This window comes from Variovorax beijingensis (assembly GCF_003951285.1).
Classification (GTDB): Bacteria; Pseudomonadota; Gammaproteobacteria; order Burkholderiales; family Burkholderiaceae_C; genus Variovorax; species Variovorax beijingensis.
The window spans coordinates 14,096-36,130 of record NZ_RXFQ01000003.1; the positions used below are offsets into that span (position 1 = coordinate 14,096).

The window sequence follows — 22,035 nt, forward strand, 5'->3', positions numbered from 1 at the left end:
GACCACCATGACCGTATTCATCTTCCTCGGCTCCCTGCTCGGCGCAATGGCGCTGGGCATTCCGATCGCGTATTCGCTGCTGCTTTCGGGCATGGCGCTGATGGTGCACCTCGACCTGTTCGACGCGCAGATCCTGGCGCAGAACGTGGTGAATGGCGCCGACAGCTTCCCGCTGCTTGCCGTGCCGTTCTTCATGCTGGCCGGCGAGATCATGAACGTCGGCGGCCTCTCCAAGCGCATCGTCAACCTCGCCTTGACGCTCGTCGGCCATCGCCGCGGCGGGCTCGGCTTCGTCGCCATCCTGGCGGCCTGCCTGCTGGCCGCGCTCTCGGGCTCGGCAGTGGCGGACACGGCCGCGCTCGCGGCACTGCTGCTGCCGATGATGGTGCGTGCGGGCCACGACAAGGCGCGCGCGGCGGGCCTCATCGCCTCGGCCGGCATCATCGCTCCGGTCATTCCGCCCTCGATCGGCTTCGTGATCTTCGGCGTGGCCGCCAATGTGTCGATCAGCAAGCTGTTCCTCGCGGGCATCGTGCCCGGCATCATGCTGGGAGCAGGCATCGCCCTTGCGTGGTGGTGGGTTGCCAAGCGCGAGAACATCCAGCCGGCGCCCAAGGCCACCGGCGCCGAGCGCGCGAAGGCGTTGAAGGAGTCGCTCTGGGCCCTGTTCCTGCCGGTGATCGTGCTGGTGGGTCTCAAGATGGGCGTGTTCACCCCCACCGAGGCGGCCGTGGTCGCGGCAGTCTACGCGCTGTTCGTTGCGATGGTGGTCTACCGCGAGATGAGCTTCGCGCAGCTCTATCGGGTCTTCGTGAGCGCGGCCAAGACCACGGCCGTGATCATGTTCCTGGTGGCGGCGGCCATGGTTTCCGCCTGGCTCATCACGGTGGCCGACCTGCCGAGCAAGCTCATCAGCCTGCTGGAGCCCTTCATGGGCAACCAGACCCTGCTGCTGATCGCGATCATGGTGCTCGTGATGGCGGTCGGCACGGCCATGGACATGACGCCCACCATCCTGATCCTCACGCCGGTCCTGATGCCGGTGGTCAAGGCCGCGGGCATCGACCCGGTCTACTTCGGCGTGCTGTTCATCATCAACAATGCCATCGGGCTGATCACGCCGCCGGTGGGCACCGTGCTCAACGTCGTGGCAGGCGTCGGCAGGATGAAGATGGACGAGGTGACGCGCGGCGTGCTGCCGTTCATGACGGCGCAGTTCATCGTGATGTTCCTGCTCGTATTTTTCCCCTCGCTGGTGCTGGTGCCCATGCGCTGGTTCGCCGGCTGACCCTGCGTTTCACGTTCCCTGTTTTTGACTCAACCCCCAAGGAGACAATCCATGAAGAAGACCATCACCCGGGCGCTTTGCCTCGGCATCGCGATGCTGCTGCCCGTGGCTGCTGCCGTTGCGCAGGACATCAAGGAGCGTTCGATCAAGTTCGCGTTCCAGAATCAGGGCGATCATCCGCAGGCCCTGGGCGCGAAGAAGTTCGGCGAACTCGTCGCGCAGAAGTCGGGCAACAAGATGCAGGTCAAGCTGTTCCCGGGCGGCACGCTCGGCGGCGACGTGCAGACCGTGTCGGCGATCCAGGGCGGCACCGTCGAGATGACGGTGCTCAACGCCGGTATCCTTTCCAACCAGGTCAAGGCCTTCGCGGTCTTCGATTTCCCGTTCCTGTTCGCCAATCCGCAGGAAGCCGATGCGGTGACCGACGGGCCTTTCGGCAAGAAGCTGTTCTCGGAACTCGCGGCCAAGAACCTCATCGGGCTTGGCTACTGGGACCTGGGCTTTCGCAACGTGACCAACAGCAAGCGCCCGATCAACAAGGTGGAAGACCTGGCCGGCCTGAAGATCCGCGTGATCCAGTCGCCGATCTACATCGATCTTTTCAATACGCTCGGCGCCAATGCCACGCCCATGCCTTTTCCGGAACTCTATCCGGCGCTCGAACAGAAGGCGGTCGACGGCCAGGAGAATCCGAACACGGTCATCCGCACGTCGAAGTTCGCCGAAGTGCAAAAGCACCTGGCGCTCACGCAGCACGTCTACAACCCGCAGGCGCTGATCGTCGGCAAGAAGCTCTGGGATTCGCTCAGCGATGCCGAAAAGAAAATCATGACCGAAGCGGCCGCAGAAGCCACCAGGTTCGAGCGCGAAGTGTCGCGTGGCCAGGCGCAGGCCGCGCTGGAGGATCTCAAGAAGGCCGGCATGCAGGTGACCGAATTCAGCCCCGCCGAAATGCAGCGCCTTCGCGACAAGGTCAAGCCGGTGGTGGACAAGCACAGCGCACTGGTGGGCGAGGCCGTGGTCAAGGAGCTGTACGCCGAGATCGCCAAGGTTCGCAAGTAATCCAGGAAGGGGCGAGTGAAGAACACCATGATCACCGGCAAGACCACCCTCGTCGCGCACCTGGGCTTTCCCACCGAAAGCTTCAAGGCGCCGATGATCTACAACCCCTGGTTCGAGAAGCAGGGCATCGACGCCGTCGTGGTGCCGATGGGCGTGAAGCCCGAGGACTATCCGGCGGCCTTCGCCGCGCTGTTCCGGCTCACCAACATCCGGGGCGCGCTGGTGACCATGCCGCACAAGATCACGACCATGGGCCTGGTCGACGAGGTCACGCCCACCGCAAAGATTGCCGGCGCCTGCAACGCCGTGCTCAAGCGCGCCGACGGCACGCTGGTGGGCGACCAGTTCGACGGCGCCGGCTTCGTGCGCGGCGTGCTGCGCAAGGGCTGCGCGCTCGAGGGCGCGCGCGTGCTGGTCTCCGGAAGCGGCGGCGTGGGCTCGGCAATTGCGGCCTCGCTGGCTGCGGCCGGCGTTGCGGAAATTGCGCTCTTCGATGCCTACGCGGCTTCGGCCGAAGCGTTGGCCGGGCGCCTGCGCACGCACTATCCGGCGCTGGCCGTATCCACCGGCTCCAGCGATCCGGCCGGCTTCGACCTCATCGTCAATGCCACGCCGCTGGGCATGAAGGAAGGCGATCCGCTGCCTTTCGACGTGGACCGCATCGCGGCCTCGACCTTCGTCGGCGAAGTGGTCATGAAGTCCGAATACACGCCGCTGCTGCGTGCCGCCCGCGACAAGGGCTGCGCCGTGCAGGTGGGCACCGACATGCTGTTCGAGATGATTCCCGCATACCTCGAGTTCTTCGGCTTCGGCACCGCCACGGCCGACGCGCTGCGTGCCGAGGCGAAGATCAGCTACTGAGCAGTGTGCAACGCCGGCCCTGCGCCGTGCGGCGCGAGGGAAGACGCGGTGTAATGCTGTTGCGCTCACTCGATTTTTTTGACGCAAGAAGACATTCACCATGAGCATTTTCGAAGGCTTCCTTTCCACGTCCGAGACGCTTTCCGCCTTCAGCGACCACAATTTCGTCGGCGCGATGCTGCGTTTCGAGGCCGCATTGACCCGCGCGCAGGCCGCGCTCGGGCTGGTGCCGGAGACGGCCGCGCATTCGATCGTCGGCAGCTGCAAGGTCGAGCTGTTCGACGTGGCCAAGATCGTGCGCGACAGCGGCCGTGCGGGCAGCGTCGCGATTCCCCTGGTCAAGGCCTTGAAGGAGGCCGTGGGCCTGTTCAATCCCGCCGCCGTGCCCTTCGTGCATTTCGGCAGCACCAGCCAGGACGTGATCGACACCGCGATGGCGCTGGTCACGCGCGAAGGCATTGCGCTGATCGAAGCCGATGTCGACCGCGCCATCGAGGCGCTGCTGCAGCACGCCGCGCAGCATGCCGCCACGCCGATCCTTGCGCGCACGCTGATGCAGCCCGCCTCGGTCACGAGCTTCGGCCTCAAGTGCGCCGGCTGGGCCGCGCCGCTGGTGCGCAGCCGCGCACGCCTGCGCGAGGCCGCACGCCATGCGCTGAGCGTGCAGCTCGGCGGCGCCGTCGGCACGCTCGCGCAGATGAAGGGACAGGGCCCGGCCGTCGTGCAGCGCGTGGCGGACGAGCTCGGCCTCGGCAATGCCGGCGCCACCTGGCACACGCAGCGCGACGAATGGGTCGCGCTCGGCTGCGAACTGGGGCTGCTCACGGGCAGCCTCGGCAAGATCGCGCGCGACATCGCGCTCATGGGCCAGTACGAGGTCGGCGAGGTGGCCGAGCCCACCGAGCCGGGCCGCGGCGGCTCCTCCGCGATGCCGCACAAGCGCAACCCGGTGGCGGCGATGGTTGCGCTGGCCGCGGCCCAGCGCGCGCCGCAGCGCGTGGCCGCGCTGTTGGCCGCGATGCCGCAGGAACACGAGCGCGCGCTCGGCGGCTGGCAGGCCGAGCTGGCCGAATGGCCGCAGCTGCTGATGTCGGCGCACGGCAGCGCGCGTGCGCTGGCCAGTGCGCTGCCGGGCCTGCAGATCGACGCGGCGCGCATGCGTGCCAACATCGACACCCTGCGCTCGGAACTGCCGCGCGAGGCGGCGGACGAATGGTTCGACCCCGCGCTGGCCGGCCCCGCAGGCGAAACCGCGCTGCGGCAAGTCGCGGCACTGCGCGCCCAACTGACTGCGAAAGACACCCCCTGATGACCGACGAAGCAAGCACCCCACCTTCCAACGACTACGAAGCCGGCCTCGTCAACCGCCGCCGCGTGCTCGGCGACGCCTGGGTCGACAAGTCGCTCGCCAACCGCAATGCGTTCAACGCCGAGTTCCAGGAGCTCATCACCCGCCATGCCTGGAACGACATCTGGGGCCGGTCCGCGCTCGGCGACAAGACGCGCCGCTACATGGTGCTGTCGATGATGCTGGGCATCCATGCCTATGAAGAATTCGCGATGCATGTGCGCGCGGCGCTCGACGGCCCGCTCGAGTCGCGCCTCACGCCGGAGGACATCAAGGAAGTCATCATGATGGCGGCCATCTACTGCGGCGTACCGGTGGCGAACCACGCCTTTGGCATCGCAACCGGCATCCTGCGCGAGAAGGGCCTGCTGGCCGCGGCTTCCCAGTGACCGGGCCGAGCCTGCGCAAGGCCCGGTTCGAACCCGGCTTCGGCCTGCTGCTGCCGCTGCTGCTGGCGGCGCAGCCGGTGGCCACCGACAGCTACCTGCCCGCGCTGCCCGCCATCGCGAAGGAGCTTGGATCGGCCAGCACCAGCCTCACGCTGTTCGTGCTGGCCTTCGGCTTTGCGCAATTGCTGTGCGGCCCGCTGGCCGACCGCTTCGGCCGCCGGCCGGTGCTGCTGGCGGGGCTCGGCTGCTACGCGATCGCGGCGCTGGGCGGTGCCTTCGCCGGCAGCGTGGCGGTGCTCGCGGGCTGGCGCACGCTGCAGGGCTTTTCGATGGCGGCCATCCTGGTGTGCGCGCGCGCCGCGGTGCGCGACCTCTATCCCGCGCACGAAGGTCCGCACGTCATGGCGCGCGGGCTCACGGGCCTGGGCGTGGTGGGGCTGCTGGCGCCGCTCCTGGGCGCATGGCTGGTGCAGGGCGCCGGCTGGCGCTGGGTGATGGCCTCGATGGCGTTCTACGCGCTGGTGCTGCTTGCCCTCTGCTGGCGCTCGTTCGCGGAGACGCGGCGGCCGCTGGCCGGGGAGCTTTCGGCGCCGCGCGGCAGCGCCCGCGCCGTGTTCGCGAGCCGCAGCTTCCGGGCCTGGGCCTCGGTGGCCGCAACCACCTACGGCGGCCTTTTCTGCTTTCTGCTGCTGTCGCCGATGGTCTACATCGGCTACCTGGGCTGGTCGCCCGCAATGTACGGCTGGATCCCGGCCGGCGGTTCGCTCGTCTACATCTTCAGCACCACCCTGTGCCGGCGCCTGCTGCGCAGGCACGGGCCGGTGGGCACAGTGCAGCTGGGCGCCACGCTGAGCATGGCCGGCGCGGCGATCCAGGCGCTGGGCTGCTGGCTGGCGCCGTACAGCGCGCTGCCGCTGCTCGCGGGCCACGCGGTCTACTGCCTGGGCCACGGCATCCACCAGCCCTGCGGCCAGGCCGGCGCCGTGGGCGACCTGCCGCACCTCGCGGGGCGGGCCGTGTCGTGGTCGGGTTTCGGCATGATGATGGTGGCGTTCAGCGTCGGGCAGGTGGCCGCGCAGTTCGTCGACACCGATTTTTCGAACGGCGCCTGGCCGATGGTCGTTCCGATGCTGCTCGCGGGCTGCGGGTTGCTGGCCATCGCGTTCCTCTGGCTGCCGCGTCTTCAACATCCGATCAAAGAAAAGGAATCACCATGACCCGTTTGAATGTCGTCCGCGAAGGCAGCGGTCCTTTTGTCGTGCTGAGCCATGCGCTGGGCTGCGACCTGCACATGTGGGACGGCGTGGCCGAGCAGCTTGCGCGCGCCCACACCGTGATCCGCTACGACCACCGCAACCATGGCGGCTCGCAGGTGGTGCCGGGCGCGCTGCGCGTGGAGACGCTGGCGCAGGACGCGGCCGAGCTCATCCAGCGCGAGGCGGGCGGGGAGCCGGTGCACTTCGTCGGCCTGTCGATGGGCGGCATGACCGCGCAGGCGCTGGCGGTGCGCCATCCCGAGCTGCTGCGCAGCGTGGTCATCGCGAATTCATCGGCCCACTACCCGGACCAGTCGCCGTGGCGCGCGCGCGCCGAGACGGTGGCCGCCAAGGGCGTGGCCGCCATTGCACCGGGCGCGGTGGCGCGCTGGCTCACGCACGGCTATGTCACCACGCAGGAGGGCAAGGCTGCGGCCGAGGTGCTGCACGACGTGCTGGTGCGCACCGATGCACAGGGCTACATCGAAAGCTGCAACGCGGTGGCAGCCATCGATTTTCGCGAGAGCAATCGCCGCATCGCCGTGCCCACGCTGGTGATCGCGGGGCTGCAGGACGAGGCCACGCCGCTGGTGATGTCCGAAGCCATCGCGGCTGCCATTCCCGGCGCGCGCCTGGCCACCATCGATGCGGCGCACCTGAGCGCGGTGGAGCGGCCGGTCGAGTTCACCCAGCTGCTGATCGATTACTGGCGCAGTCTTTGAGGAATGCGGCCTTCGGACCACGGGGTCGGGCCTAGGTCTAACCCCTATTTCGTGCGAATAATGCACGCATGCGTTCGATGATCGAACACTGAGCCTGTGTGGAGCGTTGTGGGCAGCAGCGGCTGTTCCTACAGTCACCTCCCATGCATCGCTCCATCGCCACCGTCTCCCTCAGCGGCACGCTTCGCCAGAAGCTCGAAGCCGTTTCGGCCGCAGGCTTCGACGGCATCGAGCTGTTCGAGGCCGACTTCGTCAACTTCAAGGGCAGCGCCCCCGAGCTGCGCCGCATTGCCTCGGACCTCGGCCTCTCGATCGACCTGTACCAGCCGTTCCGCGATTTCGAGGGCATGCCCGAGGCGCAGTTCCGCCGCAGCCTGGAGCGTGCCGAGCGCAAGTTCGACCTGATGGAGGCCATGGGTGCGCCGCTGATGCTGTGCTGCTCCAACACCTCGCCGCTCTCGGTGAACGACCCGGCGCTGGCCGCCGCCCAGCTGCATGAGCTCGCGGAACGCGCCGCGCGCCGCAACCTTCGCGTGGGCTTCGAGGCGCTGGCCTGGGGCCGCCACACTTCGCTGTACGGCCAGGCCTGGAACATCGTGAAGCAGGCCGACCACCCGCAGCTCGGCCTGATCCTCGACAGCTTCCACACGCTGTCGCTGAAGGACGATGCCACGGGCATTGCCGCCATCCCCGGCGACAAGATCTTCTTCCTGCAGATGGCCGATGCGCCGCTGCTGTCGATGGACGTGCTGCAGTGGGCGCGCCACCACCGCTCGTTCCCGGGGCAGGGTGATTTCGACGTGATCGGCTTCTTCGAACAGGTGCTGCGCGCGGGCTACACCGGCCCGCTGTCGCTGGAAATCTTCAACGACCTGTTCCGCGAAACGCCCAACCGCCGCACCGCGGTGGACGCCATGCGCTCGCTGCTGTATCTCGAAAGCGAGGCGAAGCGGCGGCTGGCTTCCTCGGCCGATGCGCCAGCGCTGAAACCGCAGATCGAACTGTTCAGCCCGCCGCCCGTGCCGGCGCTCTCGGGCCTGTCCTTCATCGAGTTCGCGGCCGATGAGGCCTCGGCCGGCACGCTCGGCGCGCTGCTGGAGCAACTCGGCTTCCGCCGCGTCGGCCGGCACCGCTCCAAGGCCGTGGCGCTGTACCGCCAGGGCGGGGTCAACCTGATCGTCAATGCGCAACCGGATTCGTTCGCGCGCAGCCGCTTCGAGGCGCACGGCACCTCGGTGTGCGCGCTGGGCGTGCGCTGCGCCGATCCGCTGGCCGCCGTCGAGCGTGCCACGGCCATGCGCTCGCAGCGGCACGACAGCCCGCTCGGCCCGAACGAATTGCGCGTGCCGGCCATCGTGGCGCCGGGCGGCAACCTGATCCACTTCGTGCCCGAGGCCCTGGGCACCAACGGCCTGTACGAGGCCGACTTCATCCTCGAGGAAGACGCCGCGGCCGATGTCCGCGGCGCCGGCCTCGCGCAGGTCGACCACGTGGCGCTCGGCCTCGCGCTCGACCAGCTCGACACCTGGGTGCTGTTCACGCGCGCCGTGCTGGGGCTGGAGCCGGGCGAAAGCCTGGAGCTGGCCGACCCCTTCGGCCTGATCCGCAGCCGCGGCGTGGCCAACGCCGATCGCAGCGTGCGGCTGGTGCTCAACGTGTCGCTGAGCCAGCGCACCCGTACCGCGCGCACGCTGAGCCTGACCGGCGGCGGCGCGGTGCACCACATCGCGCTGCGCTGCGACGACATCTTCGAGAGCGTGGAGCGGCTGCGCGCCGGCGGCACGCGCTTCGTGCCCATTTCGGACAACTACTACGACGACCTGGCCACGCGCATCGACCTGGACCCGGCGCTGCTCGCACGGCTGCGCGCGGCGGGCGTGCTGTTCGACCGTTCGCCCGCGGGCGACTACCTGCACATCTACACCGAGAACATCGAAGGCGGACTCTTCTTCGAACTGGCACAGCGCACCGCGGGCTACGACGCCTACGGCGCGCTCAACGCACCCGCGCGCATGGCATCGCAGGCGCAGCAATAAAGATTCTTTTCGTCAACCCGGAGACAAACCATGGCAACCATCACGGCCCACGAGCCGAAAGGCAAGCACCAGTCGAAGAAAGCCACCGCGAGCGGCTGGATCGGCTCGGCGCTGGAGTACTACGACTTCTTCATCTACGCCACCGCGGCGGCGCTGATCTTCCCGCAGATCTTCTTTCCCAAGGGTGACCCGCAGATCGCGATCATCGCGTCGCTCGCAACCTATGGCGTGGGCTACGTCGCACGGCCGATCGGCGCACTGCTGCTGGGCCACTGGGGCGACACGCACGGCCGCAAGACGGTGCTGATCCTGTGCATGTTCCTGATGGGCTTTTCCACCATCGCCGTCGGCCTGCTGCCGACCTATGACCAGGTCGGCCTGTGGGCACCCGCGCTGTTGGTGGTGCTGCGCCTGATCCAGGGCTTCGCGGTGGCCGGCGAGATTTCGGGCGCAAGCTCGATGATCCTGGAGCACGCGCCGTTCGGGCGCCGCGGCTTCTTCGCGAGCTTCACGCTGCAGGGCGTGCAGGCCGGCCAGATCATGGCGGCCGCCGTGTTCCTGCCGCTCGCGCACTACATGGACAAGGACGCCTTCAATTCCTGGGGCTGGCGCATTCCGTTCCTGCTGAGCTTCATCGTCATCGTGGCCGGCTACATCATCCGCAAGGAAGTGAACGAGACCCCCGCCTTTGCCGAAGTCGAGAAGAGCACGAAGCCGAAGGCGCCGGTGATCCAGGCCGTGACCGAGAGCTGGGGCGACATGCTGCGCGTGCTGCTGTGCTCGCTGATGAACGTGATCCCGGTGGTCGCGACCATCTTCGGCGCCGCCTATGCAGTGCAGCCGGGCTACGGCATCAACTTCGAGAAGGACATCTACCTCTGGATTCCGGTGATGGGCAACATCGTGGCCGTGATCGTGATCCCGTTCGTGGGCAACCTGTCGGACAAGGTCGGCCGTCGCCTGCCGATCGCCGTCGGCGCCATCGGTTCGGGCCTGCTGTCGTTCGGCTACCTGTACGCCATCAGCATCCACAACGTGCCGCTGGCCATCGTGATGTCGCTGCTGATGTGGGGCGTGGTCTACCAGGGCTACAACGCCGTGTTCCCGAGCTTCTATCCGGAGATGTTCCCCACCCGCACCCGCGTCTCGGGCATGGCGATCTCGCAGAACATCGGCACCGCGATCACCGCGCTGCTGCCGGCGCTGTTCGTGGCGGTCGCGCCCCCCGGCGCCGCCAACATCCCGCTGACCGTCGGAGCCATCACGCTGGCGATCTGCGCCATTGCCGCGATCTCGGCCCTGAGCGCGCGCGAAACCTACCGCGTGCACATGAACGACCTGGGCAATCCCGATGCGGTGCCGGTCGACAAGCTCGAATACGACCGGCTGCGCGAAGAGACGCTCGCCACCGCACGCATGGCAGCCAAGGCCGCGGCCTGAAGACCTTGCGCGCACCAAGGGCGTCGGGGCGATGAAGAATGGCGGGCATGACCTCCCATCTCAAGATCGATTTCGTTTCCGATGTCTCCTGCCCCTGGTGCGCCGTCGGCCTGGGCTCGCTCGAGGCGGCGCTGCGGCGCGTCGCGCCCGATGTCACGGCGGAGCTGCATTTCCAGCCCTTCGAGCTGAACCCGCAGATGCCGCCCGAAGGCCAGGACACCTTCGAGCACCTGAGCCAGAAATACGGCTCCACGCGTGAACAGCAGGCGCAATCGCGCGAGATGATCCGCCAGCGCGGGGCCGAGGTGGGCTTCGAGTTCAGCCCCGAGGGCCGGCCGCGCATCTACAACACCTTCGACGCCCACCGCCTGCTGCACTGGGCCGAGCTCGAAAGCCCGGCCCGGCAGGCGGCGCTCAAGAAGCTGCTCTTGAAGGCCTACTTCACCGATCGCCAGAATCCCTCCGACCACGAGGTGCTGGTGCGCCTGGCCGCCGAGGCCGGGCTCGATGCGGCGCGGGCCCGCGAGATTCTTGCGAGCGACGAGTTCGCCCGCGAAACCCGCGAGCGTGAACGCATGTACACCGACGCCGGCATCCATTCGGTGCCCGCGATCATCATCAACGACCAGCACCTGATCTCGGGCGGCCAGCCGGTCGAGGTGTTCGAGCGCGCCTTGCGCCAGATTGCCGGCGCCGCACCCGCCAGCGTGGCGGTTGCCTGACTTAGCCGGGGCTTACGCACTGCCTTGCGCGGCGCTGCGAAGGTAAAGTGCGTCAACGCGGAGCGGGGCACGGCGGTTGAGGAAGCGTCCTCGAACCGTCGTCACTCACAGGAACTCCGAAGATGAAGAAGAAACGCCTCATCGCCGCATTCGTTCTCATGGCCGCGGCCTCGCTGCCCGCGTTGGCCGACGAATACGGCAGGCACCCGTTCTACCTGCACGCCCTGTCCGACCTGCGCACGGCCGCCTGGAAAGTGGAGCACCGCCGCCCCGAAGACGGGCAGGTCTCGCGCGACGAGCAGGTGGTGGTCGACGAGATCCATGCCGCCATCGGCGACGTGCGCCGCCACGACCTGCGCACGGAGTGAATGGGGTGGCGGCCGCCGCATCGCCGTGGTTGTTCTTCCCGCGCCGCGTGCCGATGGCGCTCGCTGCATGCGTGCTGGCGCTGCTCGCGGCCTGCGCGGGCGCGCCGGGGGACCGTCGGCCGCTGGTGTCGGTGTCCTTGCCTTCTGCACCCATGAACGAAGCCGCGCGGCTGCGCTGGCTCGACCGCGTGGGCTGGGGTGCCAATGCGAGCAGCGAGGCGCAACTGGCGCGGCGCGGCCTGTCGCTGTGGATGCGCGACCAGCTCAATCCGCGGTCCGCGCCGCTGCCACCCGCTGCGCAGGCGCAGATCGATGCCATGGCCATTTCGCGCACGCCGCTCGACCAGCTCGTCACCGGACTCGACGCGCTGCCCGACGAAGACCAGAAGAAGGCCGCGCGCCAGGCCTACCAGCGGCGGCTCAACGAGCTGGCGCGCGAGGCGCAGCAGCGCTTCGTGCTGCGCGCGCTCTATTCGCCCAACCAGCTGCAGGAGCAGATGACCTGGTTCTGGATGAACCACTTCAACGTCAACCTGCGCAAGGACAACATCCGCGCGATGTTGGGCGACTACGAAGAGAACGCGATCCGCCCGCATGCGCTCGGCAGGTTCCGCGACCTGCTCGGCGCCACGCTGCACCACCCCGCGATGCTGCGCTACCTGGACAACGCGCAGAACGCCGCCAACCGCATCAACGAGAACCATGCGCGCGAGCTAATGGAGCTGCACACCATGGGCGTGGGCGGCGGCTATTCGCAAGCGGACGTGCAGGAGCTGGCGCGCGTGCTCACCGGCGTGGGCGTGAGCTACCAGCCGCTCGATGCGCCGCCGCCGAACGTGCGGCCGGCCCTGCGCGCCGACTATGTGCGCCGGGGCCTGTTCGAGTTCAACCCCAACCGGCATGACTACGGGCCGAAAACGCTGCTGGGCCAGCCCATCCAGAGCCGCGGGTTGGCCGAGGCCGACGAGGCGCTCGACCGCCTGGCGCGCGCGCCGGCCACCGCGCGCTTCGTCTCGCGCAAGCTCGCCGTGTACTTCGTCTCCGACGAACCGCCGCAGGCACTGGTCGAGCGCATGGCCGCGGCCTTCACGCGCAGCGACGGCGACATCGCCGTCACGCTCAAGGCGATGTTCGAGTCGCCCGAGTTCGCCGCCTCGCTCGGGCGCAAGTTCCGCGATCCGGTGCACTACGTGATCGCCGGCGTGCGGCTCGCGTACGACGAGCGCGTGGTCTCGAACGTGGGTCCGATGCTCGGCTGGATCAACCGCATGGGCCAGCAGCTGTACGGCCACGAGACGCCCGATGGCTATCCGCTCAACGAAGCCGCCTGGGCCAGCGCGGGGCAGATGAACACGCGCTTCGAGATCGCGCGCGCCATCGGCGCGAACGGCGCCGTGCTGTTCCGCACGGACGACAAGGCGCCGCTGGAGAAACCCGCATTCCCGCCACTGGCCGACTCGCACGCGGTGCGCGCCATGCAGGCGGGCCTGGGCGCGGACACGCGCGAGGCGCTGGCGCAGGCGAGGAACCCGCAGGAGTGGAACACCTTCCTGCTGGCGTCGCCGGAGCTGATGCGCCGCTGATGATGAGAAGAGGACACACCGCCATGCAACGTCGAGAACTGCTCAAGCTCATGGCCGCCGTTCCGTTTGCGGGCGCCGCCGGCCGGCTGATGGCCGCGCCCGCAGCCGAAGGCACCAAGCTGCTGGTCGTGTTCCTGCGCGGCGCGTACGACTGCGCCAGCCTGCTCGTGCCCACGGGCAGCGACTTCTACTACGCCTCGCGCCCCAACATCGCCATCGCCAGGCCCGGCATGCCCGGCGGCGCGCTGCCGCTGGACGGCAACTGGGGCCTGCACCCCGTGCTGGCACAAACTGTGATGCCGATGTTTCAGCAAAAACAGGCCGCCTTCATCGCCTTCGCCGGCACCGACGATCTCTCGCGCAGCCACTTCGAAACGCAGGACTCGATCGAACTGGGCCAGGCGCTCGACAAGCGCCGCGACTATGGCTCGGGCTTTCTCAACCGCCTGGCCTCCGTGCTCGGCGCCGGGCCGCTGGCCGGCGTGTCGCCCATGGCGTTCACCAACCAACTGCCGATCGCGATGCGCGGCAGCGCCAAGGCCGCCAACATGGCGCTCGCGGGCAGTGCGCGCCCCTCGATCGATGCGCGCCAGAGCGAGGTGATTTCGGCGATGTACCGCAACACGGCGCTGGCACAACCGGTGGCCGAGGGCTTTCAGGTGCGCGACGAGGTGGTGCGCGCCATGCAGGCCGAGATGGACGCGGCCAGCCGCAACGCAATGACGGCCAAGGGCTTCGAACTCGTCGCGCGCCGCATGGCGCGGCTCATGCGCGAGCGCTTCGATATCGGCTTCGTCGATGTCGGCGGCTGGGACACGCATGTAGGGCAGGGCGGTGCCATCGGCTACCTCGCCAACCGTTTCGAGGAACTGGGCCGCGGCGTGGCCGGTTTCGCAGAGGAGATGGGCGACGACGCCTGGCGCCAGACCGTGGTCGTGGTTATCAGCGAATTCGGCCGCACCTTCCGCGAGAACGGCAACCGCGGCACCGACCATGGACACGGCAGCGTGTACTGGGTGCTCGGCGGCGGCCTCTCGGCGCAGGCCGGCGGGCGCATCGTGGGCGAGCAGCAGGAAGTGGCGCAGGCCACGCTGTTCCAGAACCGCGACTACCCGGTGCTCAACGAATACCGCGCGGTGTTCGGCGGGCTGTTCAGGCGGATGTACGGCCTCTCGCCGGCACAGCTTGGGCGGGTGTTCGAGGGAGTGGCGCCGAAGGATCTGGAGTTGGTTTAGCCGCCCGGCGCATTCCTGCGCACCGGGCGCCCAGGAGCCGCCGAGAATCGGTGCATGCCTCACGCCGTCTCCTTCCTTCGCGCCGCGCGCCTGGCGCGAAGCGCCAAACCCTTTCTCGCCCGCGGCGGCTTCAAGCGCGAGCGCTGCGCGGGCTGCCGCCTGGTGCCCAGCCATTGCATGTGCGCCGTGCGCCCTTCGGTGGCAACGCGCGCGGGGGTGTGCCTGCTCATGGCCGACATCGAGCCGCTCAAGCCCACCAACACCGGGTGGCTGGTCGCCGACGTGGTGGCCGATACCTTCGCCTTCGGCTGGGCCCGCACCGAGACCGATCCCGCGCTGCTGGCACTGCTGAACGATCCGCAATGGCAGCCCTACGTGGTGTTCCCGGGGCAATATGCGGCGCCCGAGCGCGTGGTCCTGGCCGTTCCGGCGCCTGGACCGGACGGCAATGGCAGCGCGAAACGCCCGCTCTTCATCCTGTTCGACGCGACATGGGCCGAGGCGCGCAAGATGTTCCGCAGAAGCCCTTACCTCGACCGGCTGCCGGTGTTGAGCCTGCAGCCGGAGCGGATCACGCAATACAGGCTGCGCAACTCCGGTCGCGACGACCACTTCTGCACCAGCGAGGTGGCCGCGATGTGCATGAGCCTGGCGGGCGAGCCTGTTGCCGAACAGACGCTGGAGGCGTACCTGGCGGTGTTCACGCAGCACTATCTGCGTGCGAAGAACCAGCAGCCCATTGCCTGGGACGATGCGGCGCATCGGCGGCTGCGCGAGGTGTCCGCCCGGCTGCCGGCCTGATGTCGTCGAACTTGCCCGCGATCGTCCTTGGGCCGCGGCTTGCGGCATGGCGGTCCGGCGTTCGGCATACTCTCGGTGCGCCAAGCTTCGGAGGTTCATATGCCGCCACAACCGTATATCGCCAAGACCGCACCGCAAGCCGCATGGGGCCCTATTGCGCTCGCGCGCCTTCTGCACGGCGTGGTGGCGCTGGCCGCGGCCGGGGGAATCGGCCTCGAGCTGAGCGCGGCGATCAGCGGCGGCCCCGGTATCGCGCCCACGCATCTCGAGCGCTTCGTGCGGCTGTTCAGCTACTTCACTATCGATTCGAACCTGCTCGTCGGCGGTGTCTGCGCGCTGCTTGCCTTTCGTCCGGCGCACGACGGGCGGCTGTTCCGGGTGCTGCGGCTCACGGCGGTGCTTTGCATCGCGGTCACGGGCATCGTGTTCCACACGGTGCTCACGGGGCTGCGAGAGCTCACGCCCTCGGGACAGCTCGCGAACTTCCTGCTTCACACGGCGGCGCCGGTGTTCGCGGTGCTCGGCTGGTTCCTGGTCGGGCCACGGCCGCGCACCGGCCGCGGCACCATCGCGTGGGCGGTGCTGCTGCCGCTCGCGTGGATCGTCTACACCTTCGTGCGCGGCGCGTTCACCGGCTGGTATCCGTATCCGTTCATGGACGTGGGCACATTGGGACTGGCACGCGCAGCGCTCAATTCGGCTTTCGTTGCCGCCGTCTTCATCGTGATGGCTATCGGCCTGCGCCTGCTCGAGAAGCAGCTTCCCGCAGCGCCTGCCGGCTGAGCGCAGGGGCTTTGGGCTTCGCCGCAAAATAGCCGCTGACGCGCACGGCGCATCCAGAAGGAATATCCGAAATGACCACTCCCTTGCAGCAACTCCTCGGCATCGAGCTGCCGTTGATCCAGGCGCCCATGGCGGGCGTGCAGGGTAGCGCCATGGCCATCGCGGTCAGCAACGCCGGCGGGCTCGGCTCGCTGCCCTGTGCCATGCTGAGCCCCGATGCCATGCGCAGCGAGCTCGCCGCGATCCGCGCCGGCACCGGCAAGCCCTTCAACGTCAACTTCTTCTGCCACACGCCGCCGGAGCCGAGCGCCGAGCGCGAGGCGGCATGGCGCAGCGCGCTGGCGCCGTACTACGCCGAGTTCGGTATCGATGCCGCGAGCATCCCCACCGGCCCGGGGCGCAACCCGTTCAGTGCCGAAGTGGCCGATCTGCTGGCCGAGTTCCGTCCTACGGTGGTGAGCTTTCATTTCGGGCTGCCTTCAGAGGCACTGATGGCGCAGGTGCGCGGATGGGGCGCGAAGGTGCTGGCCTCGGCCACCACGGTCGACGAGGCGCGGTGGCTCGAAGCGCATGGCGTCGATGCGGTCATTGCGCAGGGGCTGGAGGCCGGCGGGCATCGCGGCCATTTCCTGTCGCACGACCTGACGATGCAGCTCGGCACCTTTGCGCTGCTGCCGCAACTGGTGCACGCCGTGAAGGTGCCGGTGATCGCGGCCGGCGGCATTGCCGATGCGAACGGCGTGGCCGCCGCCATGGCGCTGGGCGCCGCGGGCGTACAGGTGGGCACCGCCTACCTGCTGGCGCCCGAAGCCACCACCAGCGCCGTGCACCGCGCGGCGCTGAAGAGCGAGGCCGCGCGCCACACGGCGTTGACCAATCTCTTCACGGGCCGGCCCGCGCGCGGCATCGTCAACCGCGTGATGCGCGAACTGGGCCCGATCGGCCCGGCGGCGCCCGAGTTTCCGCTGGCCACCTCGGGCATTGCGCCGCTGCGCGCCAAGGCCGAGGCGCAGGGCAGCGGAGATTTTTCTCCGCTGTGGTCGGGCCAGAACGCAACCGGCTGCCGCGAGCTGCCGGCGGCCGAGATCACGCGCGCCCTGGCGCAGGGTTTTCAGTCTCTTGCGGCCTGACGCCATGACGCAACTCCACCTGCCTTTCAAGTTTCTCGAGCAGGCCGCGGGGCCGAACGTGCGCGAGCCCTGGCTGCTGGTGCTGATGCACGGCGTCGGCAGCAACGAGCAGGACCTGTTCGGCCTGGCGCGGCTCATGCCGCCGCAGTTTCATGTGTTGAGCCTGCGCGCGCCGTATGTGCTGTCGCCCGATGCCTATGCGTGGTTCGAGTTCCAGGTGCTGGCCGATGGCGAGCGGCGCATCAACGAGGAGCAGGAGCGCGAAAGCCGCTTCCTGCTGGGCGAGATGGTGGCCTCCGCGGCGCAGCAACTCGGCGTGCCGCCCGAGCGCGTGGTGGTCGGCGGCTTCAGCCAGGGCGGCATCATGGCGCTGTCGCTGCTGCTGACGCAGCCCGCGAAAGTGCGCGCTGCCATGGTGTGGCACGGCCGGCTGCTGCAACAGGTGGCGGCGCACATCGCAGCGCCCGAGGCTTTCGTCGGCAAAGCGCTGTGGGTGAGTCACGGCAGCGCCGACAACGTGATCCCGCCAAGCGCTGCGCAGGCCACGCGCGCACTGGCGCGCAGCCTGCCGCTGGCCCTGTCGGGCGCCGATTTTCCGGGCGGCCACGAGATCCGCCCGGCCGAGCTGCAGGGCGCGCTGGCGTGGCTGCAGTCGCTCGGTTCGGCGGCGGGCGCGTCCTAGCGGGCGAACTTTCGCGCCGGGAGCGCGTCACAGGGCGTTACGGGACGAAGCCGCGGCCGGGCGCCGATCTGGTGCACCATAGCCGCTCGTCTCCCATTGCCATCCTCGAAAAAGGAAACCGCAGACATGCCCGACCGAGACATCCCCGAAATCCCCGACGTGCGCGATCCGCGCGATGCGCCCGCGTACAGGCCGCGGCGCGAGACGTCGACCGGAACCATCGTCGTGATCGTGCTGCTGGCGATCGCAGCCGCATTCCTGGGCTGGCGCTGGTACCAGCAGCAACAGCCGCTGCCGGTTGAACCGCCGGTGGCCGCGGCCCCGAACGACGGGCTTGCGCCCGCACCGCCCCCGTCCCTGCCCGAATCCCCGGAGCCGCAGAACCCCATTGACGCAATCGCACTGCCCGAGTCGGGTCTGCCCAAGGTCGCCGATTCCGATTCGCGCGTGATGAAGGCGCTCGTCGACCTGATGGGCAGCAAGAACGTGGCGGACTTCCTGCAGTTCGAAGGCATCGTGCGCCGCTTCGTGGCCACCGTCGACAACCTCGCGCGCGAGCAGTCGCCCGCGAGCACCTGGCCGGTGCAGCCGACGAAGCAGCGCTTCACCACCCAGGGCAAGGGCGAGAAGGAGACCATTTCGCCCAACAATGCCGCGCGCTACAGCCCCATCGTGATGCTGGCCGAGTCGATCGATCCGGCCAAGGCGGCCAAGGTGTATGCGCGGCTCTATCCGCTGTTCCAGCAGGCCTATGAAGAGCTCGGCTATCCGGGGCGCTATTTCAACGACCGGCTCGTTGCCGTGATCGACCATCTGCTGCAGGCGCCCGAGCCCGCCGGGCCGGTGCAGGTGCGCCTCGTCGAGGTGAAAGGCAACGTGCCATCGCAGCGGCCCTGGGTGCGCTACGAGTACGCCGATCCGCAGCTCGAATCGCTCTCGTCGGGCCAGAAGATCATGGTGCGCGTGGGGCTGGAGAACGAGCGCAAGCTCAAGGCCAGCCTGCGCGGCTTCCGCGAGCAGATCGCCACGGGCGAGCTGATGAAAAAGAACGCGCAGCAGCCGCGCTGACCGGGTGCGCCGTGTAGGCGCGGGCCGATTGCACGCGGCGCGGATGCCGGGGATGATTCGCGGGATCCCAAGATTTCGAGGACACCCGTATGAACCTGATGAGCGTCGACCTCTACCAGAGTGCCACCGATCCCGAGAAATTCCTGGCGCTTCCCGCGGGCACCGACCCCGCCGAGCTCATGGGCCCGATGACCTTCGACCGCGATTTCGCGCATGTCAGGCTCTACAAGGAAGGCTTCGAATTCGATCCGTCCGAAAGCTACGCGGGCGTCAACGCCGCGAAGATCGCCGCGGACATCCTCACCGTGAAGTGGGCGATCTACCACCGCGAAGCCTGAGCGGCTTTTTTCAGGCCTCTTCGGTTTCCTTGTAGTCGCCCACCGGCACGCAGCTGCAGAACAGGTTGCGGTCGCCGTAGACGTTGTCGACGCGGCCGATCGGCGGCCAGTACTTGGCTTGCTTGAGTTGGGCCAGCGGAAACGCGCCGAGTTCGCGCGAATAGGGATGCGGCCACTCCGTTCCGAGCAGGCTGGCCGCAGTGTGCGGCGCATGCTTGAGCGGGTTGTTGTCCTTCGGCCAGACGCCTTCCTCGACGCGGCGGATCTCGCCGCGGATCGCGATCATCGCGTCGATGAAGCGGTCCAGCTCGGCCAGCGGCTCGCTTTCGGTGGGTTCCACCATCAGCGTGCCCGGCACCGGAAAACTCAGCGTGGGCGCATGAAAGCCGTAGTCGATCAGCCGCTTGGCCACGTCCTCGGCGGTGACGCCGCTGGTGTCCTTGAGCGGACGCAGGTCGAGGATGCACTCGTGCGCGACGTGGCCGTTGGGGCTCGCGTAGAGCGTGGGGTAATGGTCCTTGAGGCGCGCGCTGATGTAGTTGGCGCTCAGGATCGCGATTTCGGTCGCTGCCTGCAGGCCCTTGGCGCCCATCATGCGGCAGTACATCCAGCTGATCGGCAGCACCGCCGCATTGCCCAGCGGCGCCGCCGAGACAGCGCCGACGCCGTTCGATGCCACGCCGGCCGTCGCATGGCCCGGCAGGTAGGGCACGAGGTCTTCGACCACGCACACCGGGCCCACGCCCGGCCCGCCGCCGCCGTGCGGAATGCAGAAGGTCTTGTGCAGGTTCAGGTGGCTCACGTCGCCGCCGAACTCGCCCGGCGCGGCCACGCCGACCAGCGCATTCATGTTGGCGCCATCGACGTACACGCGGCCGCCGTGCTCGTGCACGAGCTCGCAGAGTTCCTTCACGCGGGTTTCGAACACGCCGTGCGTGCTCGGGTAGGTGATCATCACGGCCGCGAGCTTGTCGCTGTGCTTCTCGCAGGCGCGCTTCAGGTCGTCCATGTCGACGTTGCCCTGCGCGTCGCAGGCCGTCACCACCACCTGCAGGCCCACCATCTGCGCGCTCGCGGGATTGGTGCCGTGCGCCGACGAAGGAATGAGGCAGATGTTGCGGTGCCCCTGGCCGTTGGCCTCATGGAAGGAGCGGATGGCCAGCAGGCCCGCGTATTCGCCCTGCGAGCCCGCGTTGGGCTGCAGGCTGATGCCCGCGTAGCCGGTGGCTTCGCAGAGCCAGGCGCGCAGCTGCGCGTCGAGCTGGGCGTAGCCCACCAGCTGCTCGGCCGGCGCAAAGGGATGGATGTTGGCGAACTCGGGCCAGGTGATCGGGATCATCTCGCTGGTCGCGTTGAGCTTCATGGTGCAGCTGCCGAGCGGGATCATGCTGCGGTCGAGTGCCAGGTCCTTGTCCGACAGGCTGCGGATGTAGCGCAGCATCGCGGTTTCGCTCTTGTGGGTGTTGAACACCGGGTGCGTGAGAAAGGCGCTGGTGCGGCGCAGATCCTCGGGCAGGCGCGGCGCGGTGCCGGCCACGTCGTCGAAGCGCGGCATCGGCGTGCCGGCCGGCACGAACAGCGCCCAGAGCGTCTCGACGTCGGCGCGCGTGGTGGTCTCGTCGAGCGAAATGCCCAGGTGCTGCTGCAGCCGCTGGCGCAGGTTGACGCCCGCGGCCTGGGCGCGCTCGATGATCTTCGGCGTGTCGTCGCCGGTGCGGATGGTCAGCGAATCGAAGGCGGTGGCGTTGACCGGCTCGCGGCCCATTTGCGCGAGGCCCTGCGCGAGGATGGCCGTGAGCGCGGCCACGCGCTGCGCGATGCGCGTGAGGCCGTCGGGGCCGTGGTACACGGCGTACATGCTGGCCACCACGGCCGGCAGCACTTGCGCGGTGCAGATGTTGGAGGTGGCCTTCTCGCGGCGGATGTGCTGCTCGCGCGTCTGCAGCGCAAGGCGGTAGGCGGGCTGGCCGTGGGTGTCGACGCTCACGCCCACCAGGCGGCCCGGCAGCGAGCGCTTGAACTCGTCGCGGCAGGCCAGGTAGGCCGCGTGCGGTCCGCCGTTGCAGAGCGGCATGCCGAAGCGCTGCGTGGTGCCGCAGACGATGTCGGCGTCCCATTCGCCCGGAGGCGCGAGCAGTGTCAGCGCCAGCAGGTCGGCGGCCACGCAGAAGGCGGCGTCGCACTGGTGCGCATGGCCTGCGAGCGGGCGCAGGTCGTGCACATGGCCGGTGGTCGCTGGGTACTGCGCAAGCACGCCGAAGAATTCGCCGCTCACCATCAGGTGCGGCAGCGTCTCGGACACGGTGCTCACCTTGATCTCGATGCCCAGCGGCGCGGCGCGCGTCTTGATGACCTCGATGGTCTGCGGATGGCAGTCGCCCGACACCAGGAACACGTTGCTCTTGCTCTTGACGCTGCGCTTGGCGAGCGTCATGGCCTCGGCCGCGGCCGTGGCTTCGTCGAGCATCGAGGCGTTGGCGATGGCCATGCCCGTGAGGTCGCACACCATGGTCTGGAAATTGAGCAGCGCCTCCATGCGGCCCTGCGAAATCTCGGCCTGGTAGGGCGTGTAGGCCGTGTACCAGGCGGGGTTCTCGAGCACGTTGCGCAGGATGACGCCCGGCGTGTGCGTGCCGTAGTAGCCCTGGCCGATGAAGCTTTTGAAGACCTTGTTCTTCGCCGCGATCGCCTTCAGCTCGGCCAGCGCATCGGCCTCCGTGGCCGGCGCCGGCAGCCGCATCGGCTTGGCGCGGCGGATGGCCGCGGGCACGATGCCGTCGATGAGCTCGGCGCGCGTTTCCGAGCCGATCACCGGCAGCATGCGCGCCTCGTCCGCCGCATCGATGCCGATGTGGCGGGCGAGAAACTCTTCGGCGTTCTCCAGTTGTTGCAAAGAGGGAAGGGCGGGAATCGGCATGGCGGT

20 protein-coding genes are annotated in these 22,035 nt (G+C 68.5%); 19 read left to right on the plus strand and 1 reads right to left on the minus strand.

Going from position 1 to position 22,035, the window contains the following annotated elements; genetic code table 11:
* The first annotated feature begins 7 nt into the window (after positions 1-7).
* The 19 genes from EJO66_RS05530 (at position 8) to EJO66_RS05620 (ending at position 19,112) form a co-directional block, all read left to right on the plus strand.
* Positions 8-1,288 (plus strand): TRAP transporter large permease subunit, encoded by a 1,281-nt coding sequence (locus tag EJO66_RS05530; RefSeq protein ID WP_124958281.1) that lies wholly within the window; start codon positions 8-10, stop codon positions 1,286-1,288.
* A gap of 51 nt (positions 1,289-1,339) precedes the next feature.
* Positions 1,340-2,350, plus strand: coding sequence for a TRAP transporter substrate-binding protein (locus tag EJO66_RS05535; protein ID WP_124958280.1), 1,011 nt, complete (start codon positions 1,340-1,342; stop codon positions 2,348-2,350).
* Positions 2,351-2,377: 27 nt separating this feature from the next.
* A complete protein-coding gene (locus EJO66_RS05540; RefSeq protein ID WP_124958323.1) occupies positions 2,378-3,211 on the plus strand; it encodes a shikimate dehydrogenase family protein in 834 nt (277 codons plus the stop codon).
* A 100-nt stretch (positions 3,212-3,311) separates the two neighbouring features.
* Entirely contained in the window at positions 3,312-4,520 is a 1,209-nt protein-coding gene (gene pcaB / locus EJO66_RS05545; RefSeq protein ID WP_124958279.1) for a 3-carboxy-cis,cis-muconate cycloisomerase, read from the plus strand.
* Positions 4,520-4,948: a carboxymuconolactone decarboxylase family protein gene (locus tag EJO66_RS05550; protein WP_124958278.1), complete on the plus strand. Its 429-nt coding sequence runs from the start codon at positions 4,520-4,522 to the stop codon at positions 4,946-4,948. The genes pcaB and EJO66_RS05550 overlap by 1 nt, the downstream gene beginning before the upstream one ends.
* Positions 4,945-6,165 (plus strand): multidrug effflux MFS transporter, encoded by a 1,221-nt coding sequence (locus tag EJO66_RS05555; RefSeq protein ID WP_124958277.1) that lies wholly within the window; start codon positions 4,945-4,947, stop codon positions 6,163-6,165. Before EJO66_RS05550 ends, EJO66_RS05555 begins: the two co-directional genes overlap by 4 nt.
* The gene (locus tag EJO66_RS05560) at positions 6,162-6,926 is read left to right on the plus strand and encodes an alpha/beta fold hydrolase (protein ID WP_124958276.1); all 765 of its coding nucleotides are present in this window, start codon (positions 6,162-6,164) and stop codon (positions 6,924-6,926) included. The genes EJO66_RS05555 and EJO66_RS05560 overlap by 4 nt, the downstream gene beginning before the upstream one ends.
* Before the next feature lie 143 nt (positions 6,927-7,069).
* The gene (locus EJO66_RS05565; protein WP_124958275.1) at positions 7,070-8,962 is read left to right on the plus strand and encodes a bifunctional sugar phosphate isomerase/epimerase/4-hydroxyphenylpyruvate dioxygenase family protein; all 1,893 of its coding nucleotides are present in this window, start codon (positions 7,070-7,072) and stop codon (positions 8,960-8,962) included.
* Between the two features lie 30 nt (positions 8,963-8,992).
* Positions 8,993-10,402 (plus strand): MFS transporter, encoded by a 1,410-nt coding sequence (locus EJO66_RS05570; RefSeq protein ID WP_124958274.1) that lies wholly within the window; start codon positions 8,993-8,995, stop codon positions 10,400-10,402.
* 38 nt (positions 10,403-10,440) lie between these two features.
* Positions 10,441-11,124 (plus strand): DsbA family oxidoreductase, encoded by a 684-nt coding sequence (locus EJO66_RS05575; RefSeq protein WP_124958273.1) that lies wholly within the window; start codon positions 10,441-10,443, stop codon positions 11,122-11,124.
* 122 nt (positions 11,125-11,246) lie between these two features.
* A complete protein-coding gene (locus tag EJO66_RS05580) occupies positions 11,247-11,492 on the plus strand; it encodes a hypothetical protein (RefSeq protein ID WP_223262245.1) in 246 nt (81 codons plus the stop codon).
* Between the two features lie 53 nt (positions 11,493-11,545).
* Positions 11,546-13,075 carry a DUF1800 domain-containing protein gene (locus EJO66_RS05585; RefSeq protein WP_125964845.1) on the plus strand — a complete coding sequence of 510 codons (1,530 nt, stop codon included), beginning with the start codon at positions 11,546-11,548 and terminating at the stop codon, positions 13,073-13,075.
* A 23-nt stretch (positions 13,076-13,098) separates the two neighbouring features.
* On the plus strand, positions 13,099-14,310 hold the full coding sequence (locus tag EJO66_RS05590; RefSeq protein ID WP_124958272.1) for a DUF1501 domain-containing protein: 1,212 nt from the start codon (positions 13,099-13,101) through the stop codon (positions 14,308-14,310).
* A 54-nt stretch (positions 14,311-14,364) separates the two neighbouring features.
* Positions 14,365-15,111, plus strand: a complete 747-nt coding sequence (locus EJO66_RS05595; protein ID WP_124958271.1) for a tRNA-uridine aminocarboxypropyltransferase — start codon at positions 14,365-14,367, stop codon at positions 15,109-15,111.
* A 99-nt stretch (positions 15,112-15,210) separates the two neighbouring features.
* The gene (locus EJO66_RS05600; protein WP_124958270.1) at positions 15,211-15,894 is read left to right on the plus strand and encodes a Pr6Pr family membrane protein; all 684 of its coding nucleotides are present in this window, start codon (positions 15,211-15,213) and stop codon (positions 15,892-15,894) included.
* A gap of 71 nt (positions 15,895-15,965) precedes the next feature.
* Positions 15,966-17,024 (plus strand): NAD(P)H-dependent flavin oxidoreductase, encoded by a 1,059-nt coding sequence (locus EJO66_RS05605; RefSeq protein ID WP_124958269.1) that lies wholly within the window; start codon positions 15,966-15,968, stop codon positions 17,022-17,024.
* Between the two features lie 4 nt (positions 17,025-17,028).
* Positions 17,029-17,706: an alpha/beta hydrolase gene (locus EJO66_RS05610; RefSeq protein ID WP_125964737.1), complete on the plus strand. Its 678-nt coding sequence runs from the start codon at positions 17,029-17,031 to the stop codon at positions 17,704-17,706.
* A gap of 126 nt (positions 17,707-17,832) precedes the next feature.
* Entirely contained in the window at positions 17,833-18,774 is a 942-nt protein-coding gene (locus tag EJO66_RS05615; RefSeq protein ID WP_124958267.1) for a DUF3014 domain-containing protein, read from the plus strand.
* Positions 18,775-18,863: 89 nt separating this feature from the next.
* Entirely contained in the window at positions 18,864-19,112 is a 249-nt protein-coding gene (locus EJO66_RS05620) for a hypothetical protein (RefSeq protein ID WP_125964738.1), read from the plus strand.
* 10 nt (positions 19,113-19,122) lie between these two features.
* Here the strand turns inward: EJO66_RS05620 and gcvP are convergent, their stop codons facing one another.
* Positions 19,123-22,029, minus strand: coding sequence for an aminomethyl-transferring glycine dehydrogenase (gcvP, locus tag EJO66_RS05625; protein WP_125964739.1), 2,907 nt, complete (start codon positions 22,027-22,029; stop codon positions 19,123-19,125).
* Between the last annotated feature and the right edge of the window lie 6 nt (positions 22,030-22,035).

Coding starts and splice junctions, on each gene's coding strand:
- EJO66_RS05580 (WP_223262245.1), top strand. CDS start 11,247: ATGAAGAAGAAACGCCTCATCGCCGCATTCGTTCTCATGGCCGCGGCC.
- EJO66_RS05530 (WP_124958281.1), top strand. CDS start 8: ATGACCGTATTCATCTTCCTCGGCTCCCTGCTCGGCGCAATGGCGCTG.
- EJO66_RS05560 (WP_124958276.1), top strand. CDS start 6,162: ATGACCCGTTTGAATGTCGTCCGCGAAGGCAGCGGTCCTTTTGTCGTG.
- EJO66_RS05550 (WP_124958278.1), top strand. CDS start 4,520: ATGACCGACGAAGCAAGCACCCCACCTTCCAACGACTACGAAGCCGGC.
- pcaB (WP_124958279.1), top strand. CDS start 3,312: ATGAGCATTTTCGAAGGCTTCCTTTCCACGTCCGAGACGCTTTCCGCC.
- EJO66_RS05585 (WP_125964845.1), top strand. CDS start 11,546: ATGGCGCTCGCTGCATGCGTGCTGGCGCTGCTCGCGGCCTGCGCGGGC.
- EJO66_RS05575 (WP_124958273.1), top strand. CDS start 10,441: ATGGCGGGCATGACCTCCCATCTCAAGATCGATTTCGTTTCCGATGTC.
- EJO66_RS05590 (WP_124958272.1), top strand. CDS start 13,099: ATGCAACGTCGAGAACTGCTCAAGCTCATGGCCGCCGTTCCGTTTGCG.
- EJO66_RS05615 (WP_124958267.1), top strand. CDS start 17,833: ATGCCCGACCGAGACATCCCCGAAATCCCCGACGTGCGCGATCCGCGC.
- EJO66_RS05595 (WP_124958271.1), top strand. CDS start 14,365: ATGCCTCACGCCGTCTCCTTCCTTCGCGCCGCGCGCCTGGCGCGAAGC.
- EJO66_RS05610 (WP_125964737.1), top strand. CDS start 17,029: ATGACGCAACTCCACCTGCCTTTCAAGTTTCTCGAGCAGGCCGCGGGG.
- EJO66_RS05605 (WP_124958269.1), top strand. CDS start 15,966: ATGACCACTCCCTTGCAGCAACTCCTCGGCATCGAGCTGCCGTTGATC.
- gcvP (WP_125964739.1), bottom strand. CDS start 22,029: ATGCCGATTCCCGCCCTTCCCTCTTTGCAACAACTGGAGAACGCCGAA.
- EJO66_RS05565 (WP_124958275.1), top strand. CDS start 7,070: ATGCATCGCTCCATCGCCACCGTCTCCCTCAGCGGCACGCTTCGCCAG.
- EJO66_RS05620 (WP_125964738.1), top strand. CDS start 18,864: ATGAACCTGATGAGCGTCGACCTCTACCAGAGTGCCACCGATCCCGAG.
- EJO66_RS05570 (WP_124958274.1), top strand. CDS start 8,993: ATGGCAACCATCACGGCCCACGAGCCGAAAGGCAAGCACCAGTCGAAG.
- EJO66_RS05600 (WP_124958270.1), top strand. CDS start 15,211: ATGCCGCCACAACCGTATATCGCCAAGACCGCACCGCAAGCCGCATGG.
- EJO66_RS05540 (WP_124958323.1), top strand. CDS start 2,378: ATGATCACCGGCAAGACCACCCTCGTCGCGCACCTGGGCTTTCCCACC.
- EJO66_RS05535 (WP_124958280.1), top strand. CDS start 1,340: ATGAAGAAGACCATCACCCGGGCGCTTTGCCTCGGCATCGCGATGCTG.